An 18,655-nucleotide genomic window follows, 5' to 3' on the forward strand; every position below is an offset into this window, starting at 1 on the left:
GCCGCCCGCCCGAAGTGGCCGTTTCCCTGCCGGGCGGCGGGGCACTCGTCGCGCATGGATCACACGGAGGCTCCCGTTCTGGAGGCCCTGGCCCGGTATCACGAGCGGGGGTCCCTGCCGTTCACCCCGCCCGGACACAAGCAGGGCCGAGGCGCCGACCCGGAGGCCCGCAAGGTCCTGGGGGACGAGGTGTTCCGCGCCGATGTCCTCGCCTTCGGCGGGCTGGACGACCGGCTTCAGTCGGGCGGGGTGCTCCAGCGGGCCGAGCAGCTGATGGCCGACGCGGTGCACGCCGAACACACGTTCTTCTCCACCTGCGGCAGTTCCCTCTCGGTCAAGGCCGCGATGCTCTCGGTGGCCGGTCCGCACGAAACGCTGCTGGTGGGCCGCGACGCACACAAGTCCGTGATCTCCGGCTTGATCATCTCCGGGGTCCGCCCGGTCTGGGTGGAGCCACAGTGGGACGCGGACCGCCACATCGCCCATCCGCCGTCGGCCGAAGACTACGAGCGGGCGTTCGAGGACCATCCGGAGGCCAAGGGCGCGCTGGTGACCAGCCCGACCCCGTACGGCGCCTGCGCGGATCTGGGTGGGATCGCCGAGGTGTGCCACCGGCTCGGGCGGCCGCTGATCGTGGACGAGGCGTGGGGAGCCCATCTGCCGTTCTGCACCGAACTGCCGAGCTGGGCCATGGACGCGGGCGCCGACGTCTGCGTGACCAGCATCCACAAGATGGGCAGCGGGCTGGAGCAGGGTTCGGTGTTCCATTTGCAGGGCGATCTCATCGACCCCGCCCTCCTCGCGTCCCGCGCCGATCTCCTCGGCACCACCAGCCCGAACGTCCTCCTCCACGCGGGCATGGACGCCTGGCGACGGCAAATGGCGCTGCACGGCGAGGAGCTGATGGGAGCGGCCCTGCGGCGAGCACATGAGGTCCGTACGGAGATCGAGGCCATCGACGGCCTGCACGTGGACGGCCGCGACGATTACGTGGGCGCCGGGCGGGCCGTCGACTTCGATCCGCTCCCGGTCGTCATCGATCTGACCGGACTCGCCGTGAGCGGCTACCAAGCCGCCGACTGGCTCCGGGAACACCACGACGTCAACGCCCACCTGGCCGACCACCGGCGGATCAGCACCCAACTGACCCACGCGGACGACGCCGCGACGACCGGCTCCCTGCTGGAGGCGCTCCGCGATCTCGCCGACCACGCGGAGGAGCTGCGGCCCGCGCCCGAAGTGGCCGTGCCGGCGCCCGGCGAGCTCCGGATGGAACAGGCCGATCTGCCGCGGGACGCCTTCTTCGGCTCCGTGGAGGACATACCCCTGGACGGCGCGGCGGGCCGGGTGGCGGCCGAGATGGTCACCCCCTACCCTCCGGGCATCCCGGCCGTACTGCCCGGCGAGGTGCTGAAACGACCGGTCCTGGACTATCTGCGGACGGGCGTGGCCGCCGGGATGAACCTCCCCGACGCCGCCGACCCCGGCATGCACACCATCCGCGTCCTGGCCGAAGGGACCCGAGCCGACTGACGCGCGGAAAACCACTGGTCGTAACCTGGAGCAGGCGCGTCAGGCACTGCTGATGCGTCGTAACCGTCTACCAGGAGGACGACCGTTGATCACTCTGACCGCGGTGGGAGGAGTGGCCCTGGTCGAACTGGGCATGGTCCTGATCCCGGGACCGAACATGGTCCACCTCGTCTCCCGCGCGATCACCCAAGGCCGCAGGGCGGGCCTGGTCAGCCTCGGCGGGACCGCTGTCGGGTTCCTGTGCTACCTGCTGGCGGCGGCCGCGGGCCTGTCCGCGTTGTTCGCCGCGGTGCCGGTGGCGTTCACGGCGGTCAAGCTCGCCGGGGCCGTCTACCTGGGCTACCTCGCCTGGGGCATGCTCAAGCCCGGCGGCCGCTCGCCCTTCGCCCCGGCCCAGGACCTGCCCCCGGTCTCCGACGCCCGCCTGTTCTCGATGGGGCTGCTGACCAACCTGCTCAACCCCAAGATCGCTCTGATGTACGCCGCGCTGCTGCCCCAGTTCCTGGACCCTCAGGGAGGCCCGGACTGGGCGCAGTTGCTCCAGCTCGGTGGCGTGCAAATCGTCGTGGCGGTCACCGTGAACGCGCTGATCATGCTGGGTGCCGCACGGGTCTCGGGGTTTCTGGCCGCCCGGCCCCGCGTCATGGCCGCCCAGCGGTTCGCGGCAGGCGGCCTGCTCGGCGCCTTCGCGCTGCGCACCGCCCTGTCCCGCACCCCCGCCTCCGCCTGAGCGGAGGGGCGGCACGCCTAACATCGGCGCATGCCATTACGCCGTAGTCATGACAAGCTCGCCGACCTGCCGCGCGACCCGCGAGCCGATGAGTACCCCATGCCACCCGTGCCCTACGGCTGGTACGCCGTGCTCCGCAGCGGCGAGTTGCGGCCGGGGAAGGTCGTCAGCCTGCACTACTTCGGTCGGGCCCTGATCGCCTTCCGTGGAGCGGACGGGCGGGCGGGCGTGCGTGACGCCCACTGTCCGCATTACGGCGCGCACCTGGGCGCCGGCGGGAAGGTCGTCGGCGGCGCCGTGGAGTGCCCGTTCCACGGGTGGCGGTTCGGGGCGGACGGGGAGTGTACGCACGCCCCGTTCGCGGTCCGCACCCCCAAGGTGGCCATCGGCGGATTCCCGGTCCGCGAGCACAGCGGGCTGATCTTCGTCTACCACGGCCCGACCGCGCCCTCGTGGGAGGTGCCGGACATCCCGGAGACGGCCTCCGGGGACTTCGCGACACCGATCGACGACGTGTGCCGCGCGCGCATCCACATCCAGGAGATGCGCGAGAACATCGTGGACGAGTCCCACTTCCACTTCATCCACGGCCAGAGCGAACCGCCGGTCCAGGAGCTGCGGCCGGACGGCCCTTTCGCGGAGGTCCGCGGCCGGATCCACCGGCGCGTGCTCGGCCGGGACATCAACAACACCTTCGATGTGTCCATGTACGGACCGGGCGTCATGGTGGTGCGCGTCCTCGGGCCCGTCCTCTCGGTCACCGCCGTCGCCCTCACCACCCCCATCGACGACCGCACGAGCGAGATGCGGATGCTGTACTACATCCGCAAGCCGACTCGACTGCCGTTCCTGGCACCGGTGTTCAAGCTGGTCTTCCGGGCAGAGGCCCTGGGTGAGGTGCGGGAGGAGGTCCGGATCTGGGATCACAAGATCCACCAGCCGCGCCCCGTCCTGCTTCCGCACGAGAAGGGCATCAGGGCGCTGCGCCGTTGGTACGCGCAGTTCTATCCGTCCGACGCCTGACGGGAGTCCAGCTCCGCCCACACCGTCTTGCCCACGGGGTGGCGCGGCTGCGTACCCCAGCGGTCGGCGAGCGCGGCGACGAGGAGCAGGCCGCGCCCCGACTCGCTGTCCGGGTCCGGGGCGGGCCCGAGCACCGGCAGTTTCTCGCCACGGGTGTCGGCCACCTCAATGCGCAGGATGCCGCGCGCTTCGTCCAGCGTGAGGGCGAGCCGGAAGTCCCGGCCCTGGACGCGGCCGTGGATCGCGGCGTTCGCGGCCAGCTCGGCGACGATCCGCTCGGCGCGTTCGGTGACGGCGGGTGACACCGGCCAGGAGCGGAGCTGTCCCACGGCGAGCAGCCGGGCGAGGCGGGCCCCGCGCCGCGTGGAGGACAAGCGTTGGGCAAAGGTGCGGGTGGTGGCGGGCAGTTGAGGCGTGCTTGCGTTCATGGGGACAAAGGTGGCGGCCCTGGGTGGGGCCGCGCCAGCGACGCGCGGCGTACGCAAAGTCAGCGTACGGGCACTTTCGGTGGACAGTACGGTGTTCTGTCCGTCACCCTGAGTGAGTCGAGCGCGGGGGCCCTCGAACGTGAGCACCTGGAGGTGGCCGCGTATGACGATTGACGATGCCTGCGACTGGGGACGGGAGCCCGACCCCTCGGACAGTCTGCGGACGTTCGGGGCGGTCGTCCAGGCCCTGCGTGAACACGCGGGTCTGAGCCGGGCGCAGTTCGGAGAGCTGGTCCGGTTCTCGAAGCACACCGTGGAGTCGGTAGAGCTGGGACGGCGTTTTCCGGAGGACGCGTTTGTGGAGCGGGCGGAGGAGGTCTTTGGTAACACGGGCGCGTTGCGGAGGGCTGCGAGGTTCCTCTCGCGAGGCGAGCCGGGGTTCGCGGCGTGGTTCCGCCGGTGGGCGGGGCTTGAGCGGAAGGCGGTGAGCCTGTGTACGTACGAGTGCCGGTTGGTTCCGGGGTTGTTGCAGCCCGAGGGGTACATGCGGGCGGTGTTCGACAACAGCATCCCGCTGCTGACGGACGAGCAGTTGGAGGCACAGCTCATCGCTCGACTGGGACGCCAGACAATGCTGCACGAGAGGCCGAATGTGCCGTTCAGCTTCATTGTGGAAGAGTCCGTGTTCCGGAAGACGCTCGGTGGCCCGGAGGTGACGCGGTCCCTGTTCGACTACGTTTTGGAGCACAGCGCGCCGCGCAATGTGAGCCTCCAGATCATGCCGCTGGACGCCGAGTCCCACGCCTGTCTGGACGGACCTGTGCAGCTGCTGGAGACACCGGAGGGGCGGCGCTTCGCCTACTCGGAAGGGCAGCAGAACGGACGGCTGATTGCTGACAGGAAAGAGGTCTCTCTCCTCCAACAGCGTTATGACACACTGCGCTCACAGGCCCTCAACCCCAAAGACTCGCGGGGCCTGCTGGAGCGGATGCGAGGAGAGTTATGAGCACGTCGGAACTCGCTTGGTTCAAGTCCAGTTACAGCGGCACCCAGGGCGACAGCTGTGTGGAGGTGGCTGTCTCCGAGGAGGCCGTTCATGTGCGGGACTCCAAGGACGTGGCGCGCCCGCACTTCAGCGTCACCCCCGACGGCTGGGCGCGCTTCGTGCGGTTCGCGGCGGGCGGCTAACGTGGACTGGTTCAAGTCCAGCTACAGCAGTGCCCAGAATGACGACTGCGTGGAGGTGGCCGTGACCGAGGAGGCCGTCCGCGTGCGGGACTCCAAGGACACGGCCCGCCCCCACCTCGCCGTCACGCCCAACACTTGGGCGCGGTTCGTGCGGTTCGCCTCGGGCGGCTGAGCGTCAGGCGGCGTACTCGGCGCGCATCCAACGCGCCGATGCGACCGCGCTCTCGTACGGGTCGGCGATGTCCGGGCGGTCGACCTCGACCATCAGCCAGCCGTCGAACGTGCCGGGCAGGTTGCTGAGGATCCCCTTGAGGTCGAGTTCGCCTCGGCCGGGCTCGACCCAGAGCCCGGCCATGACGGTCCGCTGGTAGCCCCAATCGCCCTCCCGACCCTGCGCCGCCACGCTGAGCCGACAGTCCTTCACGTGCACGAACGGGATGCGCTCCGCGTAGTCCTTGATGAACGCGCCCACGTCCGAGCCCGCCCACGCCAAGTGCCCCGTGTCGGGGAGGAAACCGAGCCGGGACTCCGGCACGGCATCGAGCACGGCCCGGCCCTCCTCCTCGGTCTCGATCCACGTGCCGATGTGCGGGTGCAGATTGGGCCGGACGCCTTCGGCGACCATGGTGTCGGCGATCTTCCCGATCAACGCCGTCACCGCCTCCACGCGCGACGGATCCGCGTCGTACGCCTGTCCCGGATGCGCCACGCGCGGCTTGTCCTTGCCCATCGCCAGGCCGAGGCCGATTTCGTCCATCCCGAGTTCGGCGTGCTGGCGGGCGGTGGCGGCGGCGCTCGCGAGGATCTCGTCCTCCTTCCCGTCCCGGCCGTCCGACCGGCAGACGAAGTAGCCCGGAGCCAGGGTGAGGCCGACCTCGTCCAGGACTTCCTGGTACTGGCTCACGGTCCAGTCGGCCGGTACCTCGGCCATGACCGCGTCGAAACCGGACTGCTTGATCAGCGACAGCAACTGCTTGCGCTCGGGCGCCTTGGACGGGTCGAGCCAGCCGTCGTCGCTGGCCATCCACTGGATCGGGTTGAGTGCGATACGCACGTAGAGGTCCCTTCGATGAAGTGTGGTCAGTGCTGCGCGAGTTCGCCCGCGAAGTGGCAGGCGGCGCGCTGGCCCGCCGGGGTGACGGTGAGTTCCGGGGCGCGCTCCGCGCAGATCGTCCGCTCCGGGTGCGTCAGCGGGCCGATGGGGCACCGGGTACGGAACCGGCAGCCCGAGGGCGGGTTCGCCGGGCTCGGAAGGTCGCCGCGCAGGACGATGCGTTCCCGAGAACGCGCAGAGACGCTCGGTATCGGCGACGAGGAGAGCAGCGAAGCGGTGTACGGATGCTGCGGGTTGCCGTAGACCTCGGCGACATCGCCCTGCTCGACGATCCGGCCGAGGTACATGACGGCGACCGTGTCGCTGAGGTGGCGTACGACCGACAGGTCGTGAGCGATGAACAGGTACGCCAGACCCAGTTCGTTCTGGAGTTTCTCCAGCAGGTTGATGATCTGCGCCTGGATCGACATGTCCAGCGCGGACACCGGCTCGTCCAGGATCAGCGTCTGCGGTTGGCGGGCCAGCGCCCGCGCGATGCCGATCCGCTGGCGCTGCCCGCCCGAGAACGCGTGCGGGTAGCGGTCGAGGTGTTCCGGACGCAGCCCCACCTGCTCCATCAGCGCGTGCGCCGCCGCTTCGAGGCCCCGCCCGCCGATGCCCCGGAACGCGAGTGCTTCGGCCAGGGACTGCCGGATCGTGCGCCGTGGGTTCAGCGACGCGTAGGGGTCCTGGAACAGGTACTGCACCGAACTGCGGACCCGCTTGAGGTCGTCTTCGCGCATCGCGCTCACGTCGGTTCCGTCCACGAGAACCGAGCCGCCCGCGATCGGGTTGATGCCGACGACGGCGCGGGACAGCGTCGACTTGCCGCAGCCGCTCTCGCCCACGAGCCCGAGGGTGCGGCCCGGGTATACCGACAGGCTCACCGAGTCGACGGCGTACACCGGGGGTTCCCGGCGGAACAGCCCGCGCCCGCGCGATCCCACATCGACCCTGACGTCGCGTACCTCCAGCACGGGTGCGGCGGCGGCAGGAGCGGGAGCGGTACGGGGCACCGGTGCCGTGTCGGTGCCGCTCGCGGCGAAGCGCTCGCCGCGCTGGGCGACGAAGCACGCCGCTGTCTGTCCCGCGTCCCCGATCGCCACCAGCGCCGGAACTTCGTGCCCGCACACGTCCTCGGCGTACCGGCAGCGTGGCGCGAACGCGCAGCCCGGCGAGGGGGCCGCGGGGTCGGGCGGGCTGCCGGGGATGGCGGGCAGCGGCTGACCGGTGTGGTCGCCGTCGAGGCGTGGCATGGCCTCCAGCAGCGCCGCCGTGTAGGGGTGGCGCGGATGCCGGAAGACCTGCTCGGCGGTGCCCTTCTCGACCGTGCGGCCGCCGTACATCACCACGACGTCCGTGCACAGCTCGGCGACCACGCCCATGTCGTGCGTGATGATGGCGACGGCGATGCCGAGTTCGGTGCGCAGCTTGGCCAGCAGCCGCAGGATCTGGGCCTGGATCGTCACGTCGAGGGCGGTCGTCGGCTCGTCGGCGATGAGCAGCGCCGGGTCGTTGGCCAGGGCGATCGCGATGACGGCGCGCTGACGCATTCCGCCGGAGAACTGGTGCGGATAGTGGTTGATCTTCGTCGGGACGTCGGGGATGCCGACCTGCTCCAGCAGCTCGACCGCCCGCGTGCGCGCGGTCTTCCGGTCGACGCCGTGGACCGTCATGGCCTCGACGATCTGGTCGCCGACCTTGAGGACGGGGTTGAGCGCGGCCTGCGGGTCCTGGAAGACCATCGCCACCTTCGCTCCGCGCCGGCGCCGCATCTCCCGTTCCGGCAGGGCGAGGAGGTCCTCGCCGTCGAACCGGACCGACCCGGCGGTGATTTCGCCCGGCGGGCGCAGCATCCGCATGATGGACCGCGCGGTGACCGATTTGCCCGACCCGGATTCGCCGACGATGCCGAGGACGTCGCCCGGGTAGATGTCGAAGCTGACGTCGTTGACGGCCTTGACGCCGCCGCTCTTCAGCTTGAATTCCGTCTTCAGGCCCTCGACACGCAGCAGCGGCGCGCCCTTGCCCGCCACCGGTGCCGGCGGTTCCGCCCTCGTGGAGTTGGTTGTCGAGATCACCGACGGTTCACCGCCTCGTTGAGTGCGTCCGATATCAGGCTGAAGCCCACCGAGAGCAGCAGGAGCACCACTCCGGGGCCGATGATGTACGTGGGGGCCTGGGTGACGAACCGGAGTCCGTTGTTGAGCAGCACGCCGATCGACGGCGTCGGCGGCTGCACGCCCAGGCCGACGATGGACAGTCCCGCCTCGATGTAGACGCCGATGACCATCCAGACGGCGCCGTTGACGACGATGGCGTCCATCGCGTTGGGCAGGACGTGCCGGACGAGCAGTTTCCGGCGCGGCACGCCGAGCACCCGGGCGGCCAGGACGTACTCCCTGCCCTGCTGGGTGAGCCAGGCGCCGCGGGCCAGGCGTCCGGCGGTGGGCAGGCCGCCGATGAGGATGGTGAGGAACAGCGGGAGCCAGCCGGGACCGAGGATGGCCACCAGGCAGACGCCGAGGATCAGCCCGGGGAAGCCGATGATGACGTCGAGCGCCCGTTGCAGTCCGGCGCCGAGCCATTCGGAGATGGCGCCGGTGAGGCCGATCAGCGTGCCGACGGCCATGCTGAGTGGTACGGCGGTGAGGATGAGGCTCAGGTCGACGCGGAGTCCGTAGACGCTGCGGATGAAGATGTCGCGGCCGAATTCGTCCACACCGAAGATGTGCGCACCCGATGGCCCGGACAAGGCGTTCGACCCCTGCTGGTCGTAGCCGCCCGGGAACAGGACGGGGGCGAGCAGGGCGGCGAGCACCAGGATCACCAGGATCGACAGCCCGATGACGCCCCTCGGGGTGCGGAAGGCGGACAGATAGCGGGCCAGCGTCGGATTGAGCCTGCGGCGCGTCGTCGCCGTGGCCGCCGCGCCGGGCGCCGACAGGGGAACGTCGGTCATGAGGGGGCTCCCAACCTGATCCGCGGGTCGAGCGCCGCGAGGACCATTTCGGTGAGGATCTGGCAGATCACCGCCACGAACACCACGCCGAGGATCAACACCTGGAGGACGGTGAAGTCGCGGGACTGCACGCTGGAGACGGCGAGCTGGCCGAGGCCGTTGCGGTTGAAGATCGACTCGATGATCACGGCACCGGCGAGCAGGGTGCCGATCTCCAGTCCGATCGCGACGACCGCGGTGCCGAAGCTGTTGCGCAGGACGTGGCGCCGGGTGATCCGCCCGGGCGGGGTTCCCTTGGCCAGGGCCAGATCGACGTAGTCCTCGGTGCGGACCTTGGCCATCTCCGTCTGGAGCAGCCGGGCCACGATGCCGGAGGACGCCAGCGCCAGCGCGACGGCGGGAAGGGTCAGGTACTGGATGCCGATCGAGGGGTTCTCCAGCAGGCTCACCTCGCCGCTGACGGGCAGCCAGCGGTGGTACACGCCGAAGATCAGGATCAGGGCCAGGCCCGTGAGGAACGGCGGGACAGCGACCAGGAGGCTGTTGCCCAGGTCGAGGGCCGCCCGCGTCCACCGGCGCCGGGTGGAACCGGCGAGCACCCCGAGCGCGGTGCCGATGACGACGACGAGCAGCGTGGCGAACACGGCCAGCTCCACCGTGCTCTCCAGCCGGTCGCCGATGAGGCTCGCGACGCTGCGGTGGAGGCGGTAGGACTGGCCCAGGTCGCCGTGGAACAGCCCGGAGATCCAGTCCCAGTACTGCACGACGGGGGACCGGTCCAGCCCCAGCTCCTTCCGGATGGCGGCGACGTTGGCGGCGCTCGGATCCGTACCGGCGAGGCTGACCGCGACGTCTCCGGGGGCGAGCCGCGGCAGGGCGAAGGCGACGACCGAGCTGGCGAGAAGGACGAAGAGGACTGATGGCACCTTGCGTGCCATGAACCGGATCATTGCCTCGCTACCCCTTCGGGTCGGACAGCCACGCCTGGCCGAGGTTCAGGAACCCCGCCTGGGTGGGCGCGATGCCGCCGACGGACGTCGAGCGGACCGTCAGGGTCGGGCGTGTGATCAGCGGAACCGTGAACGCCTGGTCGAGGAAGTAGGCGTTGTACGCGTGCAGCGCCTTCTTCTGCGCGTCAGGCGTGGTCGCACGGGCGACGTTCTGGACGACCTTCGTATACGCGGGGCTCTTGAAATGCAGGAGGTTGTCGTTCGGGACGAACTCGGGCCTGCTGGTGACCGCGCTCGCCGGAAGCAGGGCGTTGCTGTTCATCATCAGGACCGCGGGCGTACCCATGTCCCGCTTGGCGATCCGCCCGTCGTACTCGGTCGCGCTCAGCACTTCGGGCTTGGCGTTCAGCCCGACGGCGGCGAGGTTGTTCTTGACGATCTGGAAGATGCTGGTGGCCTCGGGGGTGTTGAGGGTGACGACCTTGAACGTGGCGCCCTTCACCCCCGCCTCGGCGAGCAGCTTCTTGGCTTTGTCCGGCTGATAGGTGTAGTGCTTCGCCTGGCCGGCGTCGTAGCCGACGGCGGACGTCTTCCACGGCAGGTCCGTCGCGTCCGCGTGACCGCCCTCGACCTGCTGCACGATGCGGCGGCGGTCGATCGCGTACTGGACCGCCTGGCGCACCGCCTTCTTGTCGAACGGCGGCTTCGTCACGTCCAGGGAGAGCGGGATCGCCGATCCGCCCGACGACAGCAGGGCGTATCCCGGCTGCTGGCTCAGGCTGCGGGCGTCGAGGGCGGCCGCGCCGACGCCGTACTGGACGCGACCGCTGCGGATCGCCGAGACGATGGCGGTCGGGTCGTTGATGATCTCGATGTTGATCTTGTCGAGGTGGGTGTTCTTGGCGTCGCGGTACTTCGCGTACTTGGTGAGCACGATGCGGCCGCCGGGCGTCCACGACTTCCAGGCGAAGCGGCCGGTGCCGTCGACGACCTTGCCCGCCGCGTACTTGCTGTAGGTCGCGGGGTTGAGGATCGGCGTCGTCTCGAACAGGTCGAAGATGTTCGGCGTCGGCTTGCTGAAGGTGAGCTTCAGCTCGTGGTCGCCCTTGGCCCGCATCGACGTGATCTGCTCGGCGATGGCCTGGCCCGCCGCGCCCGTCGCCGGGTCCCGCGCCTTCTTCAGGGTGAAGATGACGTCCTGCGCCGTCAGCTTGCGGCCGCTGTGGAAGGTCACATCGTCCCGGAGTGTGATGTCGATGCTCTTGGCGCCGGGTGCGAGCTTCCACGACTTCGCCAGGACGCCCTTGGGCTTGCCGGTCTTGGCGTCCATGAGAGTCAGCGTCTCCAGGACCGTGTACTCGGAAAGGATGTTGCCGACCGAGGTCTTGAGGAACGAGCCGGGGTCGGCGTCGCTCGTCTGCGCGACCGTGAGGGTGCCGCCGTCGCGTACCGGGCCCGCGGCCGTGGACTTCCCGCCGGAGGCGCCGGCGGGGTGGGTCGCGGCGCTGCACGCGGCGGAGGTGAAGAGTGCCGCGACCGCGGCGGCTGCTGCTGTCAGTCGGGTTCGCCGGGCCGGCGTTCTCAGCGACATCGGTGCTCCTTGAGGGTCTTTCCGGGGGTGGTGCGGCCGCCGCCCCGCGCGCGAGCGGGGCTCAGGCGGGGTAGCGCGGCTGGGGGCGTTCACAGGTGCTGCTCAGGCGGACGACGCGGGTCTGCCGGGAGGCTTCCTCTATCGCGCACAGCGCTTCGAGTACGTGGAAGGCGAACGACGCGGTCGCGCGGTGCGGGCCGCCCTCGATCGCGTCCGCGAGGTCGCGGACGCCGAGGCCGCGCCGGGCCTGCTCCTTGGTGCCGACGGCGCCGAACGGCCCGACCACCGGCTCCAGCACCGTCCACTCGGCGTCGCCGTGCCGCTTGAGCCGCACCTCGCCGTCGAAGTGGTTCGGGTTGCCCAGGGACAGCGTGCCCCCGGTGCCGTAGATCTCCATGAAGGGCAGGTCCGAGTCCCACACGTCGAAGCTCATCTGCGCCGCCCCGAGGACTCCGGAGGCGAACGTCAGCACGGCCGCGGTGTGCGTGGGAACCGTGACCTCGATGGAGTCGACGGCCCGGCCGGGCGCGGTCACCGCCCGGTGCGGCGCCCCGATCCGGCTGGCCGCGCTGATGGCCTGGATCGGCCCCAGGCAGTTGACGAGGATGGCGACGTAGTACGGACCCATGTCCATCACCGGGCCGCCGCCCTGCTGGAACAGGAAGCTCGGGTCCGGATGCCACGTCTCCGCCTTGCTGTGGCCGATGAAGGCCGAGGCGCCGATCGGCGTGCCGATGAGCCCGTCGTCGACGGCCTTGCGCGCCGTCTGGCTCGCGCTGCCGAGGAACGTGTCCGGCGCGGAGCCGAGGAAGCGCCCGCTCCGGGTGGCCGCTGCGAGCACGGCCCGGCCCTCCTCGACCGTCGTGGCCAGGGGTTTTTCGACGTAGACGTGTTTGCCTGCCTCCAGGGCGGTGATGATGGTGCGCGCGTGGTGCACCGGCGGGGTGAGGTTCACGACGATGTCCACCGACGGGTCGGCGTACAGCTCCGCGTCGTCGCCCCAGGCCGGAATGTCGTGTTCGGCGGCGGCCTGCTTGGCCCGGGCCGTGTCGATGTCGCCCACCCGCACGATCTCCAGCTCCGGGTGGCGGGCCAGCCCGGTGACATACCGGCCGAAGATGTTGCCGCTGCCCAGAATGCCGATGCGATGCGATTCCCTGGCCATGCCGTGGGTTTCCTCTCGGGGAGGGATGCGTGATGCGGCTCACCATCGTTTAGTGCGCACAGTTGAGACAAGACGCCACTTTTAATTTTTTTCGTGGACTAAAGATGGGCGGGAGGGTGCCGGAGACTTACTCATTGACGGCCTACGGGGCCGAAATTAGTGTCATGGCCGTGCTTAAAGGCGATGGCTACCAGTCCGATCCGGTCCTTCTGCCCTCCGTGCCGGTCGGGCTGCGAAGGGTGCTGGACCTCGTGGTGTCGGGCGAGGCGACCAGCCGCGCCGAGATCGCGCGGCGCACCGGCCTGGTCCGGACGACCGTCGGCAAGCATGTCGACCATCTCGTCGCGCACGGCATTCTTCAGGAGCTCGAATCGAGCGAGTCGGTGCGGGGCCGCCCGCCGAGAGTGCTGACGCTCGGCCCGCGGGCGGGGGCCGTCGCCGTGGCGGACGTCGACACGCTGGCGTCGCAGGTCGCGATCGCCGATCTCACGGGGCGGGTGCTCGCGCAGGAGACCGTGGCCGTCCGGATCACCGCCGGGCCGGAGATCGTGTTGGAGGCGGTGGCCGAGCGCCTGCTGGGCCTGCTGGCACAGTGCGGGCGCGACTCCGGGCGGGTCCGCGAAGTGGTGATGGGCCTGCCCTCGCCGGTGGACGTCCAGAGCGGACGTACGGTGCGGCCGACCGGGATGCCCGGCTGGGAGGGCTATCCCGTGGCCGAAGAGCTGAGCAAGCGCTTCCGGTGTCCCGCGCTGGTGGACAACGACGCCAATCTCATGGCCCTCGGCGAGGCATGCCAGGAGCAGGCCGACGCTCCGCTGCTCGGCATCAAGATCTCCGCGGGGGTGGGCGCCGGGCTCGTCACCGCGGGAGGCGAGCTGTACCGCGGGGCGGACGGCGCCGCCGGCGACGTCGGCCACATCCGGGCCGCCGGCGCCGGCGACGTCCTGTGCTCCTGCGGCAACGTCGGCTGCCTCAGCGCGCTGGCCTCCCGCCCGGCCGTCCTGCGCGGCCTCGGCATACCCGAGTCGACCGAAGAGGATCCGCTGTACGGCGCGCGCGTGCTGGCGGAACGTGTCGCCGACAACGAACCGCTCACCATACGGGCCCTGCGCCAGGCGGGCACCGATGTCGGCGAGATCGCGGCCATGCTGGTCTCCATGTACAACCCTCGCACGCTGGTCATCGGCGGCCCGCTGAGCGAACTCCGCGACGACCTGCTCTCCGGGGTCCGCGCGGTGGTCTACCGGCGCGCGCCGGCCCTGGCCACCAGCAAGCTGACCATCACCACACCCCGGCTCGGCGAGAGCTCCGGCATCCACGGCGGCATCGCCCTCGCCATCCGGGACGTCTTCAGCCCCCAGGGCATCGCCCGGATGATGGTCGACACCCCGTAGCAGACCGACGCCGCGCCGACGCCGGTCAGCCTGGCCGCGTCAGGCGGGGCGTATCAGCCGGGCGTATCAGCCTGGCCGCATCAGCCGGGCCGCATCAGCAACCGGCACGCGGGGTCGCCGTTCCGCAGGCACGCGGTCGCGCAGTTGCGGGTGAGTTCGACGCCGAGCCCCTCCGACCAGCCCGCGTGGATGTCCGTGCACGGGCAGTCGTAGCCGTCCAGCGAACCGGCCATCCGGACCATCGCCACGGCGAAGTTCTGCCGCATGGTCAGCTCGATCTCGCCGTCCGGGAGCACCGCCGTGCCGCCGTCGCGCAGTTCGCTCGGGAACATCCACTCGGAGCAGGCCTCGTACCGGCAGCGCAGTTCCTCGAGGTCGGCGGCGGGTTTTCCGCCGTGCAGGCGGGCGATGCGCTTGCCCGCCTGCACGGCCACGTAGCGCAGCGCCTCGGCGTTGATCTCGTTGGCCACCGCGTGGCCGAACCGCTTCGCCACGCCCTGGTACCAGCGGGCGTCGTGCAGCCACCACTGGCGGTACACGTCCATGGGCCGGGGGCTGGTGGTCATCGGGCCTGCCCGTCCAGCTCGCGCCCGCCGTCTGCCAGGCGGGCCCGGAAGCGTTCGCGCATCTCCCGTTTCAGCACCTTGCCGGTGGCGCCCTTCACCACGTCGTTCGCGTCCATCCGGAGCGCCCCGGTGAGTGTCGGGAAGCCCTCGGCGGTGAGCACGCGGTTGACCCTGGCGGTCCAGTCCGTGTCGTCCGTGTCCGCCGCGTCCGGGCGGACCTGGAGCAGGACGTACGCGTCGGCCGTTCCGTCGCCGTCCCAGTCGGCCGTCACGCCCTCGGGGGCGACGGCCACCACCGTGCAGTCGTCGAGTCCGGGCAGCTCGCGCAGCAGCAACTCCTCGGTGCGGGTGCTGAACACGAGGCCCTCGGCGGTGCGGACGGCGTCGGGGACGCGGTCGAGGTGGTAGAAGTTGCCGTCCTCGTCGCGGTAGGCGAGGTCGCCGGTGAGCCAGTAGCCGCCGAGCCGTAGCCGGTGGAACGTCAGCGAGTCGTTCCAGTAGCCGGGGGTGAGGGTGGGGGAGCGGACGCCGAGGCGGCCCACCTCGCCGGGTGGCAGCGGGCGGCCGTCTTCGGAGAGCACCGCGGCCTCGGCGAAGCTCATCGGTTTGCCGACGCAGCGGGAGTAGGACGAGCGGCCGGGCTTGTGTCCGTTGTGGAAGAGCGAGTAGCCGGTTTCGGAGGAGCCGAGCCCGTCGGTGAAGACGGAGCCGGGGACCCGGCAGCGCTTGAGGTCACGGCCGACCGTGTCATGGCTGCCCTGCGCGATGAGCGCCTTGATGTGTGTTTCGTGCGCGGCGTCGCCGGTGTTGTACCAGGCCTCGACGCTGGACAGATCGCGCGCGTCGAGGTCCTGGGCCGCCATCTCCCCGTACGTCCCGGCGAACGCGAACACCGTGGTGGGGCGGAACGATTCCATCGCGTCCAGGACGTCCACGCCGCGCTGGCTGGACAGCAGCAGGACGGGCGAGCGCAGCAGGAAGCCGAAGAGCATGACCGAGATGGACGCGTTGTGCGAACCGGGCATCGCGACCAGCAGCCTGCCCATCGCGGAGCCGACCGACAGCTTCAGCCGGTGCAACTGCGCGTACAGCAGGGTCTCGTGGGTGTGCGGGACGGCCTTGGGCATGCCGGTGGTGCCGGAGGAGTGGGAAATGATGATCGGGTCGGTGGCGTGGTGGGCGTACGGGTACGACGCCGGGAGCGGGCCGCGGGCCGTGTCCGCGCGGATGCCGGCGGCGGTGGCGCAGAAGGCGAGGCCCAATTCGTCCTGGTGGGGAGCCAGGACGGGGCGGTGGGCCTGATCGGTGAGGGCGCCCACCGCGCCCTGGCGGCGCACGTACTCGCGGGCGATCTCGGGGCGGAGGTTGCCGTTGACGAAGGAGGGGATCGCGCCGAGGGAGGTGAGCGCGAGGAAGTTGATGGCGAATTCGGTGCTGGAGTACGTCTGGATCGCCACCGGATCGCGGGGCCGCACGCCGTGCGCGTGGTACCAGCGTGCGTAGATCTCGACGGCTTCGTGCAGTTCGCCCAGGGTCAGCACCCCGGGGTGGCTGCCGTCCGGGGCCTGCCAGGTGGCGTCGGTCCACAGCGCCTGTTCGCCGAGCGGTCTGCCGTACGCCTTCAGCCGGTGGATCACGTTCCCGGCACCCAAGGCGGCGTCCTCGCTGATCCGCGCGCGTTCTTCCTTGGTGATCATGGGCGGTCGGTTCCTTGGATTCGGGCGGCCAGTTCGACCAGGCCGCGGAGGGTGCCGTACTCGGTGGACGGGGTGCCGGACGGGGGACGGGGGTGCGGGAGCGGGTCGTCGCGGTCGAGCACGATGGCCACGGCCCGGTCCTCGGAGGGCGGGCCGATGGTGCGCAGCTCGCGGTACGCGGCCGTGGTGCGCCCGGTGCCGGCCAGCTCGACACCGACGAGCACGACGCGGTCCAACTCCTCGTCCGTGAGCAGGAGTTCGGCGGTGGACAGCAGCTCCCCGGCCAGGTCCGCCACGGTGGACAGGCACAGCAGCGGCCCGGTGATGGCGAAGTCCCGGCTGAGCTGCCCGAGGATCGCGTTGGCGGTGCTCTGCATGAACAGCAGCGGATTGTGCACCTGCCCGGCGACGAGCCGACGGCTGCCGAGGTCGAGGGTGGTGGCGTCGCCCATGGTGCTGGCCAGGACCATCGCGGTCCGGGAGCCGTCGCCGGGGTGGGCGGTCAGGCATCGCCCGACGGCCTGGTGCACGAGCGGGTTGAAGGCGGACTCCACGAAACCGGCGACGGGCGGCGCGGCCGGGCCGGCCATCGCGGCGATCACGCGCGCTCCACGATCAGCGCGGTGTTGGCGCCGCCGAACGCGGCGTTGACGGTGAGCGCCCGCCGGATGTCGGCCTTGTGGGGCCGGTTCGGTACGTAGTCGAGGTCGCAGGCCGGGTCCCGTTCGGTGAACCCGGCGGTGGGCGGCAGGACTCCGTCCCGCAGCGCGAGCAGGGTGATGACGAGTTCCACCACTCCGGAGGCCTCCAGCAGATGTCCCGTCGTGCTCTTCGTGGAGCTGACCGGCACGTGGGGCGCGTCCGTGCCGAAGAGCGTGTGCAGCCCGCGCGTCTCGGCGGGGTCGTTGGACTTGGTCGCGGTGCCGTGCGCGTTCACGTAGTCGACGCGCGGCCCGCCCGCCCGCCGCAGCGCCCGCCGTGCGGCGGTGACCAGCCCGGTGCCCTCGGGGTGCGGGCGCGCGATGTGGTGGGCGTCGGAAGCGGCGCCCCACCCGGTGAGCGCGCCGAGCGCACGCGCCCCTCTGCCCCGGGCGCTCCCGGCCGATTCGAGGACGACGGCGGCGGCCCCGTCGCCGAGCAGCAGCCCGCTGCGGTCGGCGCAGAACGGCCGTACCGCCCCGTCACGGGAGAGGGCGAACCCCGACCCGAACTTGGCCAGGTTCTCCTCCTCCACGAGGTACGCCCCGGCGCAGATCACGACGTCGGCCCGGCCGGAGGCGATGAGCTGGCAGCCGTGCGCGATGGCGCCGGCCGAGGCGACGCAGGCATGGGTGAACGCCAGCCGGGTGCCGCGCACCCCGAGCGCGTCCCCGAGCGCCGCGGCCTGCCACCCGGGCACGGTCTCGACGGCGCGGTCGGTTTCGGCGGCGCGGTCGGTTTCGGCTGCGCGGTTGGTCTCGGCGGCGTGGTCGGGGGAGCCGGGCGTGTTGCGCCAGAAGTCGGTGAGGGCGGTGAAGTCGCCCGCGGTGCCCACCAGGACCGCCGCCTCCGTGCCCCTCGGCAGTCCCGCCATCGCCACCGCCGCCCCGGCCACGTCGGCCAGCACCTCGCGCAGCGGGACGGCCCCGCCCCACGTCGCGGCCAGCCCCGTACGGTACGGGCCGGTGTCGAAGCGGGTGATCGGGGCGAACGCGGGGTTCCCGTCGAACACGCCCTCCCGCAGCGCGTCCGCCCCGGTGCCGAAGGCCGTCCGTACCCCGAAGCCGGTCAGCAGCACCTCATGGGTCATGGGCGGTCCACCAGGTGGTGATCGTTGAGGTAGGCGGTGATGCGCCGTACCGAGGTGAACTCGGCGAGGAACGCCTCGGCCGGTTCGATCTCCAGCCCGTAGCGCAGCTCCAGTTGGTGCAGGAACCACACCAGGCCCAGTGAGTCCAGCGCCAGGTCGGCGTCGTCGTCCAGTTCGGGCGGCAGGGCTGCGAAGATCTTGGGGTCGGACAGCAGCTCCCGCACCACGTCAACGGTGATATCCGCGGTCATGCCGTGGCGCCCCGCTTGATGACGTCGTCGACCAGGTCGCCCAGGTTCATCGCGCCGACCGGTTCGAAATCGGTGTCCGGGAACTTCACGCCGAACCGGCGCTCGATCCGCAGGACCAGCTCGATCAGGCTCAGCGAGTCGATGTCGATGCCACCGGTGCCCAACGGGCTGTCGTCGGTGATCTCGTCCGTGTCGAGCGGGTGGTTCATGTCCTCGCTGATCGTGCTGAGCACGAACTGACGGATCTCCTTCTCCAATGCCGTCTCCATGGTGCGCAACCCTTCTGTGGCAGCGG

The 18,655-nt window shown here is 70.7% G+C and carries 20 protein-coding genes; 7 read left to right on the forward strand and 13 right to left on the reverse strand.

The window, feature by feature from the left end; genetic code table 11:
• Positions 1 to 54: 54 nt before the first annotated feature.
• From ACFZCY_RS20340 to ACFZCY_RS20350, 3 genes are all read left to right on the forward strand, one after another.
• Positions 55 to 1,533: an aminotransferase class I/II-fold pyridoxal phosphate-dependent enzyme gene (locus ACFZCY_RS20340; protein ID WP_391174751.1), complete on the forward strand. Its 1,479-nt coding sequence runs from the start codon at positions 55 to 57 to the stop codon at positions 1,531 to 1,533.
• Between the two features lie 85 nt (positions 1,534 to 1,618).
• Positions 1,619 to 2,263 (forward strand): LysE family transporter, encoded by a 645-nt coding sequence (locus ACFZCY_RS20345; protein WP_391174754.1) that lies wholly within the window; start codon positions 1,619 to 1,621, stop codon positions 2,261 to 2,263.
• Between the two features lie 30 nt (positions 2,264 to 2,293).
• Positions 2,294 to 3,286 (forward strand): Rieske 2Fe-2S domain-containing protein, encoded by a 993-nt coding sequence (locus ACFZCY_RS20350; RefSeq protein ID WP_391174757.1) that lies wholly within the window; start codon positions 2,294 to 2,296, stop codon positions 3,284 to 3,286.
• On the opposite strand, the gene ACFZCY_RS20355 is transcribed toward ACFZCY_RS20350, so the two are convergent.
• Positions 3,268 to 3,714: an ATP-binding protein gene (locus tag ACFZCY_RS20355; protein WP_391174759.1), complete on the reverse strand. Its 447-nt coding sequence runs from the start codon at positions 3,712 to 3,714 to the stop codon at positions 3,268 to 3,270. The two genes, ACFZCY_RS20350 and ACFZCY_RS20355, sit on opposite strands and share 19 nt — an antisense overlap.
• A 163-nt stretch (positions 3,715 to 3,877) precedes the next feature.
• Here ACFZCY_RS20355 and ACFZCY_RS20360 point away from each other — a divergent pair, with 163 nt between their 5' ends.
• Genes ACFZCY_RS20360 through ACFZCY_RS20370 form a run of 3 tightly spaced genes read left to right on the forward strand, consistent with a single transcriptional unit; the run spans position 3,878 to position 5,074 of the window.
• Positions 3,878 to 4,720, forward strand: coding sequence for a Scr1 family TA system antitoxin-like transcriptional regulator (locus ACFZCY_RS20360; RefSeq protein ID WP_391174761.1), 843 nt, complete (start codon positions 3,878 to 3,880; stop codon positions 4,718 to 4,720).
• Entirely contained in the window at positions 4,717 to 4,902 is a 186-nt protein-coding gene (locus tag ACFZCY_RS20365) for a DUF397 domain-containing protein (protein ID WP_391174764.1), read from the forward strand. The genes ACFZCY_RS20360 and ACFZCY_RS20365 overlap by 4 nt, the downstream gene beginning before the upstream one ends.
• Before the next feature lies 1 nt (position 4,903).
• Positions 4,904 to 5,074, forward strand: a complete 171-nt coding sequence (locus ACFZCY_RS20370) for a DUF397 domain-containing protein (RefSeq protein ID WP_391174767.1) — start codon at positions 4,904 to 4,906, stop codon at positions 5,072 to 5,074.
• A 3-nt stretch (positions 5,075 to 5,077) separates the two neighbouring features.
• Here the strand turns inward: ACFZCY_RS20370 and ACFZCY_RS20375 are convergent, their stop codons facing one another.
• The 6 genes from ACFZCY_RS20375 to ACFZCY_RS20400 all read right to left on the reverse strand — a co-directional run bounded on the left by ACFZCY_RS20375 (position 5,078) and on the right by ACFZCY_RS20400 (position 12,663).
• A complete protein-coding gene (locus ACFZCY_RS20375; protein WP_391174770.1) occupies positions 5,078 to 5,956 on the reverse strand; it encodes a TIM barrel protein in 879 nt (292 codons plus the stop codon).
• A gap of 26 nt (positions 5,957 to 5,982) precedes the next feature.
• Positions 5,983 to 8,076, reverse strand: coding sequence for a dipeptide ABC transporter ATP-binding protein (locus tag ACFZCY_RS20380; protein ID WP_391174773.1), 2,094 nt, complete (start codon positions 8,074 to 8,076; stop codon positions 5,983 to 5,985).
• Positions 8,073 to 8,957, reverse strand: coding sequence for an ABC transporter permease subunit (locus ACFZCY_RS20385; protein ID WP_391174775.1), 885 nt, complete (start codon positions 8,955 to 8,957; stop codon positions 8,073 to 8,075). Before ACFZCY_RS20385 ends, ACFZCY_RS20380 begins: the two co-directional genes overlap by 4 nt.
• The gene (locus ACFZCY_RS20390; RefSeq protein ID WP_391174778.1) at positions 8,954 to 9,895 is read right to left on the reverse strand and encodes an ABC transporter permease subunit; all 942 of its coding nucleotides are present in this window, start codon (positions 9,893 to 9,895) and stop codon (positions 8,954 to 8,956) included. The genes ACFZCY_RS20385 and ACFZCY_RS20390 overlap by 4 nt, the downstream gene beginning before the upstream one ends.
• Before the next feature lie 19 nt (positions 9,896 to 9,914).
• The gene (locus ACFZCY_RS20395) at positions 9,915 to 11,498 is read right to left on the reverse strand and encodes an ABC transporter substrate-binding protein (RefSeq protein ID WP_391174781.1); all 1,584 of its coding nucleotides are present in this window, start codon (positions 11,496 to 11,498) and stop codon (positions 9,915 to 9,917) included.
• Between the two features lie 61 nt (positions 11,499 to 11,559).
• Positions 11,560 to 12,663 carry a Gfo/Idh/MocA family oxidoreductase gene (locus tag ACFZCY_RS20400; RefSeq protein ID WP_391174783.1) on the reverse strand — a complete coding sequence of 368 codons (1,104 nt, stop codon included), beginning with the start codon at positions 12,661 to 12,663 and terminating at the stop codon, positions 11,560 to 11,562.
• 164 nt (positions 12,664 to 12,827) lie between these two features.
• Between ACFZCY_RS20400 and ACFZCY_RS20405 the strand changes: the two genes are divergently transcribed.
• Complete coding sequence (locus ACFZCY_RS20405; RefSeq protein WP_391174786.1) at positions 12,828 to 14,057, forward strand: ROK family protein; 1,230 nt, start codon at positions 12,828 to 12,830, stop codon at positions 14,055 to 14,057.
• 80 nt (positions 14,058 to 14,137) lie between these two features.
• On the opposite strand, the gene ACFZCY_RS20410 is transcribed toward ACFZCY_RS20405, so the two are convergent.
• Genes ACFZCY_RS20410 through ACFZCY_RS20435 form a run of 6 tightly spaced genes read right to left on the reverse strand, consistent with a single transcriptional unit; the run spans position 14,138 to position 18,629 of the window.
• Positions 14,138 to 14,623 (reverse strand): hypothetical protein, encoded by a 486-nt coding sequence (locus ACFZCY_RS20410; protein ID WP_391174789.1) that lies wholly within the window; start codon positions 14,621 to 14,623, stop codon positions 14,138 to 14,140.
• Positions 14,620 to 16,320 carry an AMP-binding protein gene (locus tag ACFZCY_RS20415; protein ID WP_391174793.1) on the reverse strand — a complete coding sequence of 567 codons (1,701 nt, stop codon included), beginning with the start codon at positions 16,318 to 16,320 and terminating at the stop codon, positions 14,620 to 14,622. Before ACFZCY_RS20415 ends, ACFZCY_RS20410 begins: the two co-directional genes overlap by 4 nt.
• A complete protein-coding gene (locus tag ACFZCY_RS20420) occupies positions 16,317 to 16,922 on the reverse strand; it encodes a hypothetical protein (RefSeq protein ID WP_391174795.1) in 606 nt (201 codons plus the stop codon). The genes ACFZCY_RS20415 and ACFZCY_RS20420 overlap by 4 nt, the downstream gene beginning before the upstream one ends.
• Complete coding sequence (locus ACFZCY_RS20425; RefSeq protein WP_391174797.1) at positions 16,919 to 18,109, reverse strand: beta-ketoacyl synthase N-terminal-like domain-containing protein; 1,191 nt, start codon at positions 18,107 to 18,109, stop codon at positions 16,919 to 16,921. The genes ACFZCY_RS20420 and ACFZCY_RS20425 overlap by 4 nt, the downstream gene beginning before the upstream one ends.
• Complete coding sequence (locus ACFZCY_RS20430) at positions 18,106 to 18,360, reverse strand: phosphopantetheine-binding protein (RefSeq protein ID WP_391174799.1); 255 nt, start codon at positions 18,358 to 18,360, stop codon at positions 18,106 to 18,108. The genes ACFZCY_RS20425 and ACFZCY_RS20430 overlap by 4 nt, the downstream gene beginning before the upstream one ends.
• Positions 18,357 to 18,629 (reverse strand): acyl carrier protein, encoded by a 273-nt coding sequence (locus tag ACFZCY_RS20435; protein ID WP_361482321.1) that lies wholly within the window; start codon positions 18,627 to 18,629, stop codon positions 18,357 to 18,359. Before ACFZCY_RS20435 ends, ACFZCY_RS20430 begins: the two co-directional genes overlap by 4 nt.
• Between the last annotated feature and the right edge of the window lie 26 nt (positions 18,630 to 18,655).

The organism is Streptomyces sp. NPDC007983 (genome assembly GCF_042958345.1).
Classification (GTDB): Bacteria; Actinomycetota; Actinomycetes; order Streptomycetales; family Streptomycetaceae; genus Streptomyces.